This is a genomic window from Spirosoma luteolum, assembly GCF_054778875.1.
In genome coordinates, this window is sequence record NZ_BAAGZE010000007.1 from 90,548 (window position 1) to 109,118 (window position 18,571).

The following is an 18,571-nucleotide window of genomic DNA, read 5'->3' on the forward strand; positions in this document are numbered from 1 at the left end:
TAGTAGTTGCAAGGTAAACAATCTATATAGCCTAACAAACAACAAATAGAAAGTTAGGGACTAACTAGCTGACAAATAGTCTTATACACCGTTTTTTTATCCAGTAATACCGGTAAATTACGCGTTAGTCAACGCGTTTTTGACTATCATCTGTTAGGGTAAGCTTCAAGGACATATATGCGACAGACATATAGAAATCTCTGTTCTTTGTTTTGTACAATTTTTGCAGCCAAATGACAGAAATACAACGTGATAGGTTACAACATGGAAACATAGCTTATTCGACTATCATTTGTTAGGGTCGTGACTATCATCCGTTAGGCTTGCGACTATCATTTGTTAGGGTCACGACTATCATTTGTTAGGTAACTACTATCATCTGTTAGGCTACGACTATCATTTGTTAGGCTACGACTATCATCTGTTAGGGATAAGCAAGTTGTCCACATTCGGGATCTTGATAATGAGACAGTTACAAACGTTATCCACACTCTATAATTATCTAATAGTCTAATCTATCATTCAAAATGATTTTATAATTAAAAAAAATAATAAAGACTATTAAGTCATTGAGAGACTAAACGTTGCTGCTGCCGGTGCGATGAACGGGAGAAAACAAAAAAGTCATAATGTATTATTTAGCAGATAAAGAATTATGTTTCCCTTCAAGGGAAACATAAAATACTTTGACTAATTTTATGCCTGTCTATCCCTCTCCAGTAAAATGACTACAGACAACGAAGAAACCGGCCATACCCGGCGTAAGCAATACGACCAGCAGACCTACGCCCGACTGCTCGACCAGTACACCCAACTCATGGAAGAAGTGCCCAAGCTCCGCCCCGATCGGGACAAGTGGGACATCGAAGGCGACTGGGCGTCGACCGGTGTCATTCACTTTGTCGACAAGGCGCATCAGCCCCTGTTTGAGCCCATGCGCGACTTCGACTGCCGAACCATTAAGATGGTCAACATCGATCATCCGGCCGTACGAATCACGTTTTACCGCAAGCACCGCTACTTCCTACTAAAGGACAAGGATCTGCCGGTTATTCAAAAAATAGAGCAAATCAAACGCTACGTGGATGAACTGACTGTGAAAGCCGAGGTACTTGAATCGAAGCTAAGCGGCATGCTGCCACCCAAACGGGCTGAAGCCAGTGGCAAAATCGGGTTGTACTGGCAGCAGGTGCATGCGTGGAATCAGATTCTGGAAAACCCGGAACGTTACGAGATGGCGGTGTCCAACTACGACAGACAGCACTTCTACGTCACGGCCAATTACAAGTACCTGCTGCCCACGGGTGACTATGCCAACGCGCAGGAACATTTGCTGAATACCCAGCGGGATCGGCTGGGCAACATCACGCAGGTACGCTACAACATCTTCTTTGTCGATCCGGTCGAGATACTGCGCGAACACCCCTACCAGAACCGCGAGATCGAAGGGTATCTGGCTAACTTTTCGGTAAAATCCGAAGTTGGTCGGATCACGCTCTACGCCCGGCCACGTCCAGAAAACGACGCGCTCGATTCGTTTCAGGCGTAGCGCATAATTTACCAGCGTATACACGCTTCTGGACGTTTACACGCATCGATTCCAATTCAAAACGAGTAGTTTTGATTCGCTGGAACCTCGTTCTGACCAATGTACGCCGAAACGTGCCGTTGCTGTTGATGTTTGAACAGGTGTAGTAGGTGCAGGGGCCACGCTGGTTGGTTCGCAAACGATCGGTACTTCCCGCCCAAGTGCACCCCGTGGGGCGCTGGTCTGTATCACCACGCATGCCTGCATTGAACTGACCAGCAACCCGCTATCCCATTTTTACTGTTTACCAATGCTTAACTTTCGCGAAAAAGCTAATTTCATCTGGTCGGTGGCCGATCTGCTCCGGGGCAACTACGGGCAAGCCGATTACGGCAAAGTTATTCTTCCCCTTACCGTGTTGCGCCGGCTGGATGGCCTTCTGGAGCCCACAAAAGCCGCTGTAATCGATCAATTCGGGAAAGTCGAGGGTCAGACCGATGAAATCGTCGAACGCCTGTTAAATCGGGCCAGTGGCTATAAATTCCACAACCGCAGCTCGTTTACACTGACTACCCTGCTGGGCGATGATGCCCACATGGCAGCTAATCTGCGGGCTTATATCAGTGGTTTTTCGGCCGGGGTGCGCGACATTATGGAGATGTTCAATTTCGACAACGAGATTGACCGGCTCGAAAAAGCCGATCTGCTCTATATGGTGGTCAAGCGGTTTACCGAAATAGACCTGGCTCATGTCGACAGCCTGACCATGGGCTACATCTTCGAAGAACTGATTCGCAAATTTGCCGACGCTTCTAACGCCACGGCGGGGGAACATTTTACGCCCCGCGAAGTGATCGAGCTGATGGTGAATCTGCTGTTTGCCGAAGAAGCTGACATTTACAAAAAGGGAGCGATCCGCACGCTTTACGACCCTACCTGCGGCACGGGTGGTATGCTGTCGGTGGCCGATGCGTTTATCAAACGCCAGAACCCCGACGCCACGCTGCTGCTCTTCGGGCAGGAGATAAACCCCGAGTCGTACGCCATCTGTAAAGGCGATATGCTGATTAAAGGGCAGGAACCCGGCAACATCCGCTTTGGCGATACCCTGCGCGAGGACAAGCACGCCGACGAGCATTTTAACTACCTGCTGGCTAACCCCCCCTTCGGCGTCGACTGGAAGAAAGCGGAGAAGGTAGTAAAAGCTGAGTTCGATAAGAAAGGGTTTGCAGGGCGTTTCGGGCCGGGCCTGCCGCGCATCAACGATGGGTCGCTGCTGTTTCTGCTGCACATGATTGCCAAAATGCAGCCCCTCAGTGCGGGTGGGTCGCGCATTGGCATCGTGCTCAACGGCTCGCCCCTGTTTACGGGCGGGGCCGGCAGTGGCGAAAGCGACATCCGGAAGTGGATTATTGAGAATGATATGCTCGAAGCGGTGGTAGCCCTCCCCGATCAGCTGTTCTACAATACCGGCATCAGTACCTACCTGTGGATTGTGACGAACCACAAATCCCCAAAGCGCCAGGGGAAGGTACAGCTCGTCAACGCCACGGGTTTCTTCCAGAAGATGAGCCGGAGCCTGGGCAATAAACGCAATGAAATTTCGCCGGCCCAAATCACGGAGATTAGCCGGCTCTACGGGGCGTTCCGGGAGGGCGAGTTCTGCAAGATTTACCCCAACACTTTCTTTGGGTATAGCCGCATCACGGTTGAACGCCCCCTGCGCGATGCCAATGGGCAGCCGGTGCCGAAGAAAGGGAAGAAAGCCGCCGGACCGCTGTTTTCGGAAGGAAAAGCCCCCGTCTACGAAGCCGACTCGGCGCTGCGCGATGCTGAGAACGTACCGCTGAGCGACGACATCGACGCGTATTTCCGGCGCGAGGTACTCCCCCACGCTCCCGACGCCTGGATCGATCACAGCAAAACCAAAGTGGGCTACGAAATCAACTTCACCAAATACTTCTACCAGTACAAACCCCTGCGGTCGCTGGCCGAGATACGGGCCGATATTCTGGCGCTGGAAGCCGAAACCGACCAGCTGATTAAAGCCGTTGTGGCCTGATAACGTACCTCACCCATGCCCCTTGATCTACACTGGCTGGACGAGTTTGTTCGTGACCTGCCAGCACCAACGAAGCACGAACCGACGCTGTTCGACACGATGGGCGTATCGACGCGCGAAAACACGATCAGTACTGTGCTGGCTTACTTTCTGAACGAAACCAACCCGCACGGTCTCGGGCGGCTGTTTCTGGATAGTTTGCTCGACTGCATGAACGAACAATCGGCCCATTTTCCGTCGCCCTATACCGTTGAGCGGGAACGGCATCGGATCGATATTCTGATTCGGGCTACTGACAGAACGTGGGCGGTTGTGCTGGAGAACAAGGTCTTTCACTATCTGGCCAATCCGCTGGATACGTACTTCCATAAAGTACCGACCGGCCGTACCGTAGGCGTTGTGGTGTCGCTGCAACCGCTGGCGGGCTGGGAGGCCCTGCTTCGGAACTTTGCCAATGTGACCCACATGGCCTGGCTCGACCGGGTTGAGCAGGTGAGACGTGAAAGCCAGCCCGTATGGCCAGCCGACGATGCAGGCCGGAACAAACTAATTTACAATGATCTACGCATAACGATGGCCAACAACACCGCTTCGATCACGGATGACCCGGAAACGAATAAGACAATTGGGCTTTTTCAGCAGCAGCACGCGGCCATTAATAAACTGCTCGACGCAAAGAACCGTGCCGAAAACTACATACAGTCGCACATCAACGCGGTGTTCAAATCGAACGGATTTAAACGGGCTGGTAGCCATTATCTGCCTGACGACAATGCGGGAAATGCCGTACGCTTTTTCGTAGTCGACACTATTTTGTTGTCAAACCGGCTGGGTGTTTATTTTGAGCTGTATGGCCACGCTGTGGCTCTGGGCGACGTGCTGAAGCCACTAATCGCTGATGCTGTACGCACGCAGGGCCTTGTTGCGCCTGATTCTCATTTCCTCAAACGCCAGTATTATCACCTCGCTGAGTTTAAGCCTGACAGCGAATCCGTAATAACCTCAGACCAGGATAGCCTTTACGAACGACTACAAAATTTGATTGGCCGTTTCTTCGCCGAAAATGAAACGCTGGGTATGTCGCTGGTCGATTACTGCCGCCGGTTTACTTTACAAAATGCAACCAGTACGAATGAATAGATACAGTGACTACAAACCATCCAACATCGACTGGATCGGCGATATTCCCGCGCACTGGGAGGTGAAAAAGCTGAAATATTTATTATTGAGTCGACTAGAATATGGTGCCAACGAAGCAGCAGAACTCGATGACAGAAAGTTGCCTAGATATATTCGCATAACAGATTTTGGCGATGACGGTTTTTTGAAAAATGACACATTCAAGTCACTTCCAAGAGAAATTGCACAAAACTATTTTCTACAAGAGGGTGATATATTATTTGCTCGAAGTGGCGCGACGGTTGGTAAAACTTTTCAGTTCAAAGGGTATGAAGGAGAAGCTTGTTTTGCTGGGTATTTGATACGCGCTCGTCCTAGTGCGTTTTTATCAAGCGACTTTTTCTATAGTTTCACTAAATCTGGGAATTATGAGAATTGGAAAAACAGTATTTTTAATCAGGCAACAATACAAAATATTGGTGCTGACAAATACAGTATACTGGAAGTCCCTCTCCCCCCCCTCGCCGAGCAGGTGGCGATTGCGGCCTACCTGGACGAGCAAACGGCTCAGCTTGACGGGCTTATTGCCCGGAAACAGCGGCTAATGATCCTGCTGCGCGAAGAAAAAGCCGCCCTGATCAACGAAGCCGTCACCAAAGGCATCCGCCCCAATGTACCCACCAAACCCTCCGGCATCGACTGGCTCGGCGATGTACCGGCGCATTGGGAGGTGAAGAAGTTGAAGTGGGTAGCAACTATCATCAGTGGAGCCGCATTTGATAGTAGTAAATTCTGTAAAGAAGGAAACATTAGGGTCTTGAAAATATCTAACATTCAGCATGATTACATTGATTGGGTAGATACTGAATATCTACCTGATGATTATGCTTCAGCCTATGATCGTTTTAGGGTATTCAACGGTGATATTATTTTTGCATTGACTCGTCCGATAATATCTTCTGGTATTAAGTCCGCCCGTGCATTTTTTGATGATAGCGAACAAGTTTTTTTAAATCAGCGGAACGCTGTGTTAAGAGTATCTGACTCAGTTAATGACATATTCTTGTATCATATAACTCATTCTCAGCATTTCTTTAGCCTTTTCGAGAATAGTATTGACAATACCGGGCAACAACCTAACATATCACCTGTAGCCATAGCTAACTTCGGTTTACCTTTCCCCCCCCTCGCTGAACAAGCTGAAATTGTGAGGTATCTAGATGAAGAAACGGCGAAGATTGATTTTACCGTTGGCCGGATTGAGCGGGAAATTGAGCTGATGCAGGAGTACCGCACGGCCCTGATCAGCGAAGTGGTCACGGGCAAAGTAAAGGTGGTGTAATGATGACAACACAGAAATTATCAGTTGCCGGTATAGAAGCACTAAACGAATTAATCGAGCGCGTCAGGGTCGATTTGTTCGATGGGGCCAATGTGCAGTTTTTCACGATGCGCCATAGCGATGAGCCACTTCAGCGTGATGCCGCCAATCAACCGCTGCTCAACAGCGTTGGCCGGCAGTCGGGCGTATATGCCATATGGGTGCAGCAGGGTCAGGAACCGCCCGCTGTCAGGTACGTTGGTCATGCAGATGGCAAAACGGCCCGGCAGCGGATCCGCAACCATTTCATTGACAAAGACTCCCGCACCGGCTCGCAACTGGCGCAGGTAAACGCAGCCCTGGAGCAGGGGCACCGCGTTGGGTTCACGTTCGTTGTCATCGATCCCCCCGCCCTGCGGCTCTACGTGGAAGAGGTGCTCATCAAACAGCTAATAGCGGGCACGCACTGGAATATCAAAAGCAGATCGGTAACCAAAGCCGCCATATGATGACACCAGACGATCAGCGCCATATGCTGGATAAATTGCTCAGCCTGCCCGCCGAAAGTGAAGTGGTCGATTACTACCGAAATCCGTTTCTGGTCAACGCAATGGTGAGCCTGGGCATGATCGACACAATCGGTAGCGGCATCCGCAGGATGTTTGCCAGGCAGCGCGACCGTCGGCTGGATTTGCCCACGCTGATTCTGCTGGATCGGGTGCAAAAGAAGAAAGCAAATGTATTGACTGACGAGCAGGTACGTGCCCTGCGTCAGAAGGGGGCTTATAGAAGGCCAAATTACACGGTTAGGTTTCGCCGAGTGGGTGCTTGCCTGATAGCCAGGAGCGATACAAACCTTATAAATAGTTATAAACGTTTACAAGGTTTGTACAAGATTCTTACAAGGTTTTCAGTATAACTTGTTTATCTGCAGTTAGTTAAAAAATATTAATTGAAATAGGATTAGACAAAACTCAACAAGATTAGACACGATTTAGCCTTTCAATGTCATTTCCATGCCATCCTTAACCTCTGAACACACCTTTGAAACCGCCATTGTCGATAGTCTGACCCAGTCGGGCGGCTGGCTACCGGGCCACGACGCTGATTTCGACCGGGCGCAGGCCCTGTTTCCCCGCTACTGCCTCGATTTTCTGCGTACCAGCCAGCCCAAACAGTGGGCTAAACTGGTCAAGATTCACGGCGTCAACATGGAAACCAAGCTGACGCAGCGGCTCCTGAAAGAACTTGAGCTTCGGGGCACGCTCGATGTGCTCCGAAACGGCATCGTCGATTATGGCGTGCTGTTCAGGCTGGCGTTTTTCAAGCCCGAAAACAACCTTAACCCCGATACGCTGGCCCTCTATGCCCAGAACCAGCTGCACGTAACCCGGCAGCTGCACTACAGTACGGCCAACCAGAATTCGCTCGATCTGCTGCTGTCTGTGAATGGTTTGCCGGTGGCTACGGTCGAGCTGAAAAACCAGTTTACCCGGCAGGATGCCGGCCACGCCAGACGGCAGTTTATGCACGACCGCAACCCGGCCGAACTGCTGTTTCGGGGTAAGTCGCGCACGCTGGTGCATTTCGCCGTAGACGCCGACGAGGTATTTATGACTACCCGGCTCGACGGGCCCAAAACGCGGTTTCTACCGTTCAACCGGGGCAGTAACAAAGGGGCAGGAAACCCAGTCAATCCTACCGGTTACAAAACAGCGTACCTGTGGGAAGAGGTCTGGCAGCGCGATAGCTGGCTCGACCTGATTGGCCGGTTTCTGCACGTAGAAACCGAAACCATCGAGGATAAACAGACGGGTAAGACCCACAAAAAAGAGCGGATCGTTTTTCCCCGTTACCACCAGCTCGATGTAGTACGCAAACTTGCCCACGATGCCCGGCTGGCGGGCCCCGGCAATAACTACCTCATTCAGCACTCGGCGGGGTCGGGCAAAAGCAACTCCATTGCCTGGCTGGCCTACCGGCTCTTTACGCTGCACAATACCGCCGATCAGCGTGTATTCGACGCCGTTATCGTTATCACCGACCGTAAAGTGCTCGATCAGCAGTTACAGAGCAACATCTACCAGTTTGAGCAGCGATCGGGTGTGGTGCAGAAAATCGACAAAGACACGGCGCAGCTGCGCGATGCGCTGGTGTCGGGCAGTGGCATCATCATCACTACCCTCCAGAAATTTCCATTTGTGCTGGAGTCGATCGACCGGGCCGTGCAGGATGGCAAGCTGGTCAAAGAAGCGTCGCTGGCCCGGATTTCAGCGCGTCGGTACGCCCTTATTGTCGATGAAGCCCACAGCTCGCAGGGGGGCGAGGCCACCAAAAAGATGAAAGGTATTCTGGCCGCCCCTACCCTGGCCGATGCCGAAGCGCAGGATACGGACGAAGGCACCGAAGATGGGGAAGATCTGGTCAGAAAGTCGATGGAAGCCCGGGGCCGGCAGCCTAATATCAGCTTCTTCGCTTTTACGGCCACGCCCAAGTTTAAAACCCTGAGCGTGTTCGGTACGCCCGGCCCCGATGGCCCCCCCCTCCCCTTTCATCTGTATTCGATGCGGCAGGCCATCGAAGAAAACTTTATCCTCGACGTTCTCAAAAACTACACGACCTACGAACTGTATTTCCGGCTCTCGAAAGCCATCGAAGACGATCCTGAGCTAAATAAGAAGAAAGCATCGCTGGCCATCGGGCGGTTTGTGTCGCTGCATCCGCACAACATTGCCCAGAAAACCGAGGTCATTATCGAGCATTTCCGGCAGGTGGTCAGCAAGAAAATCGGCGGCAAGGCCAAAGCCATGGTGGTAACCAGTTCGCGCCTGCATGCCCTTAGGTATTACCTGGCTTTCAGGCAGTACATCCGCGAGAAAGGCTATCAGGATATCCGGCCCCTGGTGGCTTTCTCGGGCAAAGTAATCGATGGGCAGTACCCTGCCGGTGTTACTGAAGTGGAGCTCAACGGCTTCAGCGAAAAAGCCCTGCCCAAACAGTTCGAGTCCGACGATTACCAGCTGCTGCTGGTGGCCAACAAGTACCAGACCGGCTTCGATCAGCCCCTGCTGCATACCATGTACGTCGACAAGAAACTGAATGGCGTACTGGCCGTGCAAACGCTGTCGCGGCTGAACCGGATATACCCCGGCAAAGACGATACGTTCGTGCTCGATTTTGCTAACGACCGAGACACGATTATCGCGTCGTTCCAGCCGTACTACGAACAAACCACGGTCGACGAAGCCACCGACCCCAACCTGCTCTACGACCTGAAGCACAAGCTGGATAGTCGGCAAGTGTACTGGCAGTCGGAGATCAACAGTTTCAGCGCTGTTTTCTTTGCGTCTGTCAACACAAACAAAGACCAGGGCAAGCTGTATGGGTACGTTGGGCCGGCCGTCGATCGCTTTAGAGCCCTCGAGCCCGAAGTGCAGGACGAGTTCAAAAAGCAACTCGATCAGTGGCTGCGGCTCTACGCGTTTCTGGCGCAGATCATGCCTTTCGGCGATACGGAGCTGGAAAAATTCTACGCCTTCGGCAAGTATCTGCACCTGAAATTACCCCGGCAGGATATGGGCGAGCGGCTGCAGCTCAACGACGAAGTGGCCCTGGCTTATTACCGCCTGCAGAAGATCGCTGACAACGAAACCCTAGCGCTGGAATCGGGCGAGGACTACGGGTTACGGGGAAACGCCGAAACCGGTATGACCCGCGACAAGGAAGAAAAGGCCCGCCTGTCGGAAATCATCCACGTCCTGAACGACCGGTTCAGTACTGATTTCACGGATAGCGATAAATTATTCTTCGATCAGATCGAGCAGGAACTGGTGAGCGACGAAACGCTGATTTATCAGGCGCAGAACAACCCGGTCGAGACGTTTCGCTACGGGTTCGATGAGTTGTTCGTTGAAAAGCTGATCGACCGCATGGAGCAGAACCAGGACATCTTCACCAAGATCATGAGCGAGAAAGAATTCGGCGACCTGGTGAAAGAGTGGATGCTGAAAAAAGTGTACAAGCGAATCAATGCACAGTAGGGGCAGACGGGGCCGGGACGGGGATAAAACGACCTCAAATCAGAAGAGCCCCGCCAGCAGTACCAGTCAGGTGCCAATTGTGTTCTTGCGGGCTGAGTGTCTGGAACAAATGGTCGCCTGGCTATAGGCCAAATGGGTGAAACAGGCCGGTTGTGCCGGGCCTGCAGCTTGTATGGTCAGGCCAATTTTTCAGTTAATGGGCATTGTCAGCCAGCAGCGCAGCCAGCCCTGGGGTGGCTATGGAACAGCTGGGCGCCCTGGATTGCTGTCTTTCAAAAAAAGGGTGACAGTCTGACACCCTTTTTCAGGCAGGTATCTAATCGGCCGGGGGGCTCATTGGCAACAGTCAGCAGTCTGTAGTGTATTAGGCGCTTTCATAGACCACTCATTCGGGCGGAAGCCAGTTTTTAGAAAAGGGTGACAGTCTGGCACCCTTTTTCGTCTAGCGTAATTGCATTCCTCCCTGGGGTAGAATAAGTCTCCTATAACCCAGCGTTCCCACTACCAGGTCGGCCGGTAAGGCATTAGCTTTGGGATAGACATTCACCAGATCGGTTGTAGGGTTATGTAATTGATAATGAGTTGAATGTCACAGTAAAGAAAAAAGGGTGACAGTCTGTCACCCTTTTTTTTAGGGAGTGCTAAATCAGCTGGTAGCCAACTTAACGTGCCGCTGGTTGTGTATCGGCTGTAACTGCTCAGAACATGTCGATGACAGTTCATGTGAGCAAAGGCCGGATAGGTTTTGTACGCTGCTGCTGGTGGCAAATAGACACCAGACCGGTTTCGATTAGCCTCGCAAATGGGTAGAGGTTAACGCATCCACCTAAATAGAGCATGCTACCATAAACGTTCCAGATCGATATATCGTACACGCGCCCGGCTGAGCCTTTCCGCCCCGGCCGGGTCACTTGAGGCATTTCTAGGAATTGGTTAGTGAGTATCGAGTTGATCATCTATCCCCTTCCGAAGTTGGTCTATTAGGTGAAATACATAGTCTAATGGGAACACACGATACTGAGCGCTGTGCAGTTGGCTAACTACCTTTCCCTCCGGGCCTTCGGCAATGGCCCGATCGAGAATACCGGTAATCCGTCGCCGAAGTGCGGGTGATGGGTCGAGTAGTGGGCGAATATCCCGACCCAGGATTCGGGCTGCCGTGTGCTCCAGCGAGTCAGATGCTTCGAGCAAATCATAGTGAGTGTCGTAAACAGATTCGCTGGCGATGTTCAGGTAGTTCTTCAGAATAAAGCTAATGTCGGCCAAATCTTTAAGTCGGTGTTCGGGGCGATCGTCATAAGCAATTAGTTTAAGGATTACCATACCGGGTAGGCCACACACCTGAAAGGTATATATATCGTCTAGTGTCACAGCCTGTGTTCCGCGCGTGTACACTTCGCTGAAACCAGTTACCGACAGACTGGCAACCCCTTCGCCCCGGTTGAGCCGAACGTTTGCGTCCAATTCCAGGCCCCCAAACGGCATCAGATCCACATCGGTCTGGCCTGCATATTTCAGGGTGAAGGGTATATCCCGCATTTCGGCAAAGTCACCCTGCGCCAGTAAGTTGTTTTTGAGTCGTTGATATTCAGCCTCGTCGGTTACCAACACGGCTACATCCAGATCGCGCGTCACCCGCGACGATTCCATTCCATGAATTGCCATGGAAATATCGCGGGCAACGGCCCCTACCAGATAAAACTCGACGCCGACTTCTTCACAAGCCCGTTCGATGCACGCGAAGATGGGTTTGAAGCGTTGCCGGTGCCATTCAGTCAAGGAGACTTTGTACATGGGTGTCGAGAATTTTTTGGGCTATTTCGGCATTGCGCGGATCACCGCTGATCAGCAAGTCGGCATACACCAGCAGCGGAGATACAGCATTGCCCGGCTCATCGTGCGGCCAAAATTTGTTGTATAGGCGAACGGACCCATGTCCCGGATCAGGGAGTAAGCGTAGTTGTTTCATTACTTCCCTAGCTGGTTGACGGGTATATAAAACCCATTCGGCCGGTCGCAGAAAATCGGTCAAGCCATCGGCAGCCGGTTCGCCCCCCCATTGGGTTTGTGGTGACGCCAGACATTGACCTTGCCAGTCAGCGATTGACTTCCCGTTCGGGAGTCGGTACCGGCCCAACAGCAAGCCCGGTTGCAGGCGTGTCGCATAAGCTTCAATCCATTTATCGAGCAACGCTTTGCGGTTCACCAGCTTCCACTCACCCTGTCGTACTTCTTTCAGGAAACCCCGTTGCTGGAGGCTGCTTTTAGCCCGAAGCACTGTTTCCAGGCCGGTGCCTACTTCCTGGGCGATGGTCCGTACTGTTTCATTGGCCCAGTCTGGGTGTGCCAGCAACCCAAACGTAACGCGTAATCCGGCTTTTGTAAAGGCATGGTCGGCCCGTTCTGCCAACTGGCGAATCGGCTTTCGGCCCTCTATCCAGATAAGGAGAGGTAGTCCGCCCGTTTCGACTCGAAGGTATATATTGCCGACGGTATCCATATAGTTGATACCCTGCGTTCTCAGCTTCTTACCCAAGACTGGATTAATGTAATCGGTAAGTAGGGTGGGATTTTTGGCATCGGTAAGTTGATTCAGTAACTGGCCCCAGACGATGCGTTTGGCCGACTGTTTGACCTCGACCGACAACGTTATTCGATTTTCGCCAACCCGCAACGTCACTATGGCATCGTACCGAGTTCTTTTTACCGGGGTACGCTCAAAGCGTATCCCGACTTCCGGCAGAAATTCTGCCAGCGTAGCCATTCCCTCCTCCAACAGGTCCTGTTCCTCTGTAATTATCACGTTCGATTTATTGATTTGTACGAAAAAAACGAACAAGTAAAAATATCGAACAAAAAATAGAAAAGCAACTTAGCTGTCGCTAAGTTGTGGCCTGATCTGATTCTGTTTCTACTCGTTTCGGGTAGCAGGTACTTCATACGCTTCAAATGATTTTCTGAACGAAGCGTAGCCGCCGGAGTCTGAAAGGCAGCCAATGTAGCATTGCTTGTTTAAGGCATGACAATGTAGAGCCAGACCGACGCATCAGGCTGCTCAAACCGGACCATTTTACCATCATACAGCCTAACGGCTCCATGAACTCTGTGCCCTTTTGCCTCACTATATTGTCTCATTCCATCGGCGTCGGTACTGCGGATGACGGAAAAACAATCAGCCCGCTTCGTGTTGATCCAGCAAAAGCGTTGCGTTTATTCCGCAGAGCCAGGAGCGTCGAGGTCTCTCATACAGGCGATCATTCAGCGATCGCCACCTCGAGTAGGGAGAGTCAACTTTACCAGGTATAGGATCGAGTTATGCGAGTTGTTGAAGGGCCTGCGATGATTGCTTCGGGAAATTTGGCAGGAGGTCGACCCGGTGAATTGATCGGAACCGCCGAGAACAAGCCTGTTTTGGATTCCTATGGCGACAATTTGAAAAAACACCCGATCTGATTGATAGTAAACTGATTATTAAGAAGATGGGCGCCTGAATAGTCCCGTAAGCTGAAAGAAAATAATTTCGCTCAGCGTTTAAAAATACCTCGACCGAGGTATTTTTTTTATCCAGACAGACCCGGTGCTTTGCACCATACACCTGCTGGTCGCGCTGTAGAGTCGTCCAGGCCAGGCGGTTTCCTCCTACTTATTTTTTCACGTAACGCACGACGCATGAAAACAACCCGTACAATGCTGCTACTGCTGAGTATGGTCGTAGCCTCCACAGTCGGTTTCGCCCAGGCATCGACCTCCGCCGACTTTTTTGTTGGCAAATGGAAAGCCACTCATCCCGCAGGGCCGCAGGCTGGCCCGGGTGGGAAAGCCGAAGAAATAACACTTTGGATCGACATCGCCAAGAAGGAGGGTAAACTCACCGTCCATCTAAGCAGTGAAAACATCATAAACGTTCGAGTACTCGAAGAGCGTGCCACGGCGCTGACTATCGTTTACGACATGGCGATCAATCCGGGCTTTCCTACGCAGCAAATCACGGCCAGAGATGTACATGCTGAACTGGTGAAGGTGGATGATGACACCCTGAATCTGGAGCAGATGGGCGCCCAGCTACCGGCCAAACGGGTGAAATAGGCTATCTCGACTGCCTTTGTTTTGTTAGCGACCATATGGCCTATGCTACTGTCTACAAGGCTGCAGTATGCACTCACTCTTACGTGCCCTACTTGTTTGCCGAATTGAAAGAGCAGGCCGCAGGAGCCTGGTATGATCCAGTTGTTGTACCAATCCAACGTATATACCTTATTTGAACATAAACAATCAAACAGAGTGAAACAACATTTTTTATTGGCTGCCGTAGCGTCCATACTATTGAGCGTCTCGGCGTGCCATCAGACTACGAACGTAGCTCCACAGGCTACTGCAACTTTAGATCCTGATCCGCTGGTTGGTATGCTGGCGACCGCTAATGAGGTTGGTTCTGCCATATCAGAGGCAGATCTTCTGAAGAATTTCATGCTGTACGACCGGGATCGAAGTGGTTCGATAACGCCCAGCGAATTTAAACTGGTGTATGAACAGCATGATATCAAGATAAGTGACGGGCAGCTTAGAGCACTTCTTCAGCGCTTTGACCGGGATCGGAGCGGATCAATCGGATATGAGGAGTTTGTTGAGATGATAACAGGTAGATCGCCTTTACCTAATAGGCTGCAATTCTAACAGGCTAACCTTGCCAACCTATTCACCAGTGATCGAACAGGCCATATTTTTGATTGGATTCAGTCAGCAGTCTGTAGGATATTAGGCGTTGGAAAGCGTTGGGTATACTGGCTTATTTCAGCATAAGTAGCGCGTTTTGAATGGCTACACGCTTTAAAAGGATTCCGCCTACAAGAAAAGGGTGACAGGCTGTCACCCTTTTCTTGTACGTCCAGCTACCGTTCGTTTAGGGATAGAACGGGCATGCTAAAATCCGTTGCTGTACCTGAAACGCCCGTACCAGATTGGCTGATAAGGAATCGGATAGAATGCCATGGATATATATACCGCTCATGGGTCTATATAGTTGATAACTAGATATATAACGACGCAAAGAAAAAGGGTGACAAGCTGTCACCCTTTTTCTTTGCGTCGTTATCATTCCGAAACGCTTCGCCAAATCGTTGTTCTAGTTATTAAAATCAGCTGCGGTATTCATCCAGCCAGTCTGTAATTGACTGGAGACGGGAACCGGTTTGCTCCGCCATCTTTTCACAAAAAGGGGGCAATTAATCATGCTTGATGACTCCGTCTCTCTGATGTGTAGCACAGTGCTCGAATTGTATGACCTTTCGAAAGGTAGTAGCGCTACGCCCCGGCTTGAAGCCATCTTGCCCACTTCAGCGCACAACCCCCTGACTTAGCAGATCAGCGCAGGCTAATTAGACCACGTACTATCCACGAAAAATAGTAAATCACTCTTTCAGTTTTCAGGGATAATAATGTGCATTCGTAGGGTAATCACACGACCTATAACACCCCGTTGCTCGATTCCCGGACTCATGTACTCGTGTGCGTGCTGCTGGGCCCACGCCAGGTTAGCACTACTACGCTGGCGCAGATGATTCGGCCGCAGCTGCTCACTACTTCCTTATATCTGGACCTTCAACGGACAACCGACGCAGAGATGTTGCAAAGTGCCTCGTCCTCCTTAAGTCAGACCGTCGATCGATACGTCATTATTGACGAAGTACAGCGAAAACCCAACCTGCCCGAAGGTGCGTATCTATTATATCGCTTGAGAATCTATTTCCCCAACGTAACGAAGCGGCTGGTCAAATCGCCTAAACACTATCTGTGCGATTCGGGCATGCTACACCGTCGGGCCCGCATTCGCTCGGCGGAGGAACTTGCTACGCACATTTTGGTTGGCGCATCGTGGAAAGGGTACGTACTGGAACAGTTACGCCGGACGGCTTTCGAGACTGAGTTTTACTACTACCGTACGCACACGGGTGCCGAGTGCGATCTGGTTATTATCCTGCCCAACGGGCAACGGGCGTGTGTCGAGATCAAGTTTGCCGATATACCCAAGCTGAGTCGCGGCTTCTATGAAAGTGTACGTGATAGCCAACCGACCTTCCCGTATGTGCTTGTGCTGCAAGGCCATACCTACACGACCACCGAGGGAGTGACCGTTTGCCCGTTACCGGATTTCCTGCAAACCGTTTGGCCCGCTTGGTTGACCAACTGAGGCAACAACCCGGACAAACGAAGCCTGCAGAAACACAAGTTTCTTTATTCGTACGCTATTCGGAAAAGGATAGCCCAAAAAGAATGTAGCCTGGTCAATAAAAAGACCACAGCGTACGCTTCCCCGGCTTATTATTGAACCCTGATAGTTCGAGCGCCCGCGATGATTGTACGTTTAGTAAGCCTTGTTGTTGGCTTGATAGCCCTGCTCCACCCCTACTATGCCAAAGCGCAATGGCAGGCCGTGTTAAGTGGTTCGAAGTATTGGCCTGTTACGGTTTTTACGGCCCCCGCAGGCGTATGGGCAGGCCTTACCCAGGAGGAAGCAACTGGACTGTACGCCCCCATTCCTACCCTCGCCTTCTCGACCGATGAGGGACAGCGCTGGAATTTTATCGGCTCGCCATCCGGCTATTCCGATGCCCCGCCCCGAACCATGGCGCAGCTAACCGGGCGATTGCTGGCGGCTAGTGCGCAGGGTGTTCATACGTCTACCGATGATGGCCGTACCTGGCGAACTCTACAGACGGGGTTTCCTTACAACGCGCTGACCCAGCTGGTGGCTGGGGGGCAGCGGTTCTATGCCACCCGGCCCGGCTCCGAGGGCGCCGTTCTGGTGTCGGCCGACGGCGGGCAGAATTGGCAGATCAATCCGGTGCGCGAGTTGAGGAGTATAGCCTATCGGCAGGACTCTCTGTACGCCTGTACCTACTCTACCGTGCTGGTATCAGCCGACCATGGGCAGTCGTGGACCAAATTGCTGGACGGTGTATATGATATTCAGCAGCTGGCCGTTACATCCACTGGTTCGCTATTGGTCAGCAGTCAGAATGGCCTTTATCTATCTGACCCGGCTCACCAGAGGTGGCAAAAAGTAACCCTGACCACCCGCAGCGGCACCCCCGAAGCAGCATCGGTTCAACTGGTGGCGGCCAGCCCGCGTGTGTGGCTGGCGACTACGGCGCGCAGCCGAAACGTCTATGCCAGTACCGATCAGGGAAAAACGTGGCACGATGTAAGCACGGGTTTACCAACCAACCGCCAGCAGCCCAATTATACCATCACTGCGCTGGCCGTTTCGGAGCAGTCGGTCTATGCCGTGTTTGGCCAATCGGTATGGCGACGGGGGATCGACGAGTTACGACCCGACTATCTGAATTTTCCGGATAGCCTGGTGGCCACCAGTACGCCCCGGGATCAGACCCTGCTACGCTGGCGGGATAACACTCCGAACGAAACCGGCTTTCGCTTGGAGCGGAGCGTTAGCGAATCGGGAAACTTTGACGAACTGGCGATATTGCCGGCCAATACAATTCAGTACGTCGATACAGCCGTGATCAACGGCCAAACCTATCGGTACCGACTGCAAACCCTGGTCCAGGAAAAGCGATCGGCCTACAGCCCCGTATTGACCGTGTCGCGCCCCGCCCGCAGCTGCCAGAGCATAAACCGGGTGATGGGCGTCGACTTTTCCGATGTTCAGCTGGTCGGGCCGGGCCGGGCGTATTTGCTGGAGCAAAGCTACGCCGGTTCCTATCAGCAGCAACTGCTGCAGACGCAGGATAGTGGGCGTAGCTGGCAGCCGATTATGCCGCGCCTTGGTATCGACAACTTCACGAGTATTTTCTTCAACGGGCCCAACCGTGGCTTTGTCAGCAGCGGTAGCGGTCGTTTGCTACTCACCCGAGATGGTGGACAAAGTTGGCAAACCGTACTGACTGACAAAGCGTCGCTAACCAGTCCCCAGTTTCTGGATGAACAGACGGGCTACGTGATCAGTCAGCGGGGCCAATTCTATACCACGAACGATGGGGGCGAAAGCTGGACGGGGCGGGCCAGTGGGTTCAATGAACCAACCTCGATCTGGTTTGTCAGTCGACTGATTGGTTACGTGACCGCCAACAACACCGTGTCGAGGACTACGAATGGTGGGGTCAGCTGGAGTCCTGTTTTAGTAGACCCGCAACCCTATGCCCGTTTTTCAAAGGTTTGGTTTCGCAACGCGTCGCTGGGTTTTGCACTGGGTAGAGGCATACTGTTTCGTACCACCAACGGGGGAGAACACTGGACCCAGCTGACAATCAGTTCCCGATCGCTTCTGTTGATGGACATTAAACAAAACGCCAGACAGGCCCTGTTCGTAAGTGGACTCTACCCGGGGCCTAGCCAATCAACGGGCGATGGGTCGTTTCTATTCCGTTCTGTCGATGATGGCGTAACCTGGGATTCAGTGGCTGTGCCCAGCCGGGGTGTTTTCACGCGGATGGCCTTTTGGGGGTAGACGGGCTGCCTGATTGGCCCCAATCGGAGTCTGG

13 protein-coding genes are annotated in these 18,571 nt (G+C 51.9%); 11 read left to right on the forward strand and 2 right to left on the reverse strand.

The window, feature by feature from the left end:
- Positions 1-724 precede the first annotated feature (724 nt).
- The 7 genes from ACYVAC_RS13915 (at position 725) to ACYVAC_RS13945 (ending at position 10,070) form a co-directional block, all read left to right on the forward strand.
- Positions 725-1,549 carry a hypothetical protein gene (locus ACYVAC_RS13915; RefSeq protein WP_461098298.1) on the forward strand — a complete coding sequence of 275 codons (825 nt, stop codon included), beginning with the start codon at positions 725-727 and terminating at the stop codon, positions 1,547-1,549.
- Between the two features lie 289 nt (positions 1,550-1,838).
- Positions 1,839-3,590, forward strand: coding sequence for a type I restriction-modification system subunit M (locus ACYVAC_RS13920; protein ID WP_461098299.1), 1,752 nt, complete (start codon positions 1,839-1,841; stop codon positions 3,588-3,590).
- A 15-nt stretch (positions 3,591-3,605) separates the two neighbouring features.
- Positions 3,606-4,730: a PD-(D/E)XK nuclease family protein gene (locus ACYVAC_RS13925; RefSeq protein ID WP_461098300.1), complete on the forward strand. Its 1,125-nt coding sequence runs from the start codon at positions 3,606-3,608 to the stop codon at positions 4,728-4,730.
- Entirely contained in the window at positions 4,654-6,051 is a 1,398-nt protein-coding gene (locus ACYVAC_RS13930) for a restriction endonuclease subunit S (protein ID WP_461098301.1), read from the forward strand. Before ACYVAC_RS13925 ends, ACYVAC_RS13930 begins: the two co-directional genes overlap by 77 nt.
- Entirely contained in the window at positions 6,051-6,539 is a 489-nt protein-coding gene (locus ACYVAC_RS13935; RefSeq protein ID WP_461098302.1) for a GIY-YIG nuclease family protein, read from the forward strand. Before ACYVAC_RS13930 ends, ACYVAC_RS13935 begins: the two co-directional genes overlap by 1 nt.
- Positions 6,536-6,949, forward strand: a complete 414-nt coding sequence (locus tag ACYVAC_RS13940; protein ID WP_461098303.1) for an ATP-binding protein — start codon at positions 6,536-6,538, stop codon at positions 6,947-6,949. The genes ACYVAC_RS13935 and ACYVAC_RS13940 overlap by 4 nt, the downstream gene beginning before the upstream one ends.
- A gap of 97 nt (positions 6,950-7,046) precedes the next feature.
- Positions 7,047-10,070: a type I restriction endonuclease subunit R gene (locus ACYVAC_RS13945; protein WP_461098304.1), complete on the forward strand. Its 3,024-nt coding sequence runs from the start codon at positions 7,047-7,049 to the stop codon at positions 10,068-10,070.
- A 933-nt stretch (positions 10,071-11,003) separates the two neighbouring features.
- Here ACYVAC_RS13945 and ACYVAC_RS13950 read toward each other — a convergent pair.
- Together ACYVAC_RS13950 and ACYVAC_RS13955 are read right to left on the reverse strand one after the other, a co-directional pair.
- Positions 11,004-11,864, reverse strand: coding sequence for a nucleotidyl transferase AbiEii/AbiGii toxin family protein (locus ACYVAC_RS13950; protein WP_461098305.1), 861 nt, complete (start codon positions 11,862-11,864; stop codon positions 11,004-11,006).
- Entirely contained in the window at positions 11,842-12,909 is a 1,068-nt protein-coding gene (locus ACYVAC_RS13955) for a type IV toxin-antitoxin system AbiEi family antitoxin (protein ID WP_461098306.1), read from the reverse strand. Before ACYVAC_RS13955 ends, ACYVAC_RS13950 begins: the two co-directional genes overlap by 23 nt.
- A gap of 830 nt (positions 12,910-13,739) precedes the next feature.
- Here ACYVAC_RS13955 and ACYVAC_RS13960 point away from each other — a divergent pair.
- The 4 genes from ACYVAC_RS13960 (at position 13,740) to ACYVAC_RS13975 (ending at position 18,537) form a co-directional block, all read left to right on the forward strand.
- Positions 13,740-14,156 (forward strand): hypothetical protein, encoded by a 417-nt coding sequence (locus tag ACYVAC_RS13960; RefSeq protein WP_461098307.1) that lies wholly within the window; start codon positions 13,740-13,742, stop codon positions 14,154-14,156.
- Positions 14,157-14,351: 195 nt separating this feature from the next.
- Positions 14,352-14,744, forward strand: coding sequence for an EF-hand domain-containing protein (locus ACYVAC_RS13965; RefSeq protein ID WP_461098308.1), 393 nt, complete (start codon positions 14,352-14,354; stop codon positions 14,742-14,744).
- Positions 14,745-15,546: 802 nt separating this feature from the next.
- Positions 15,547-16,257, forward strand: coding sequence for a DUF4143 domain-containing protein (locus ACYVAC_RS13970; protein ID WP_461098309.1), 711 nt, complete (start codon positions 15,547-15,549; stop codon positions 16,255-16,257).
- Positions 16,258-16,419: 162 nt separating this feature from the next.
- Entirely contained in the window at positions 16,420-18,537 is a 2,118-nt protein-coding gene (locus tag ACYVAC_RS13975) for a WD40/YVTN/BNR-like repeat-containing protein (RefSeq protein WP_461098310.1), read from the forward strand.
- Positions 18,538-18,571 lie beyond the last annotated feature (34 nt).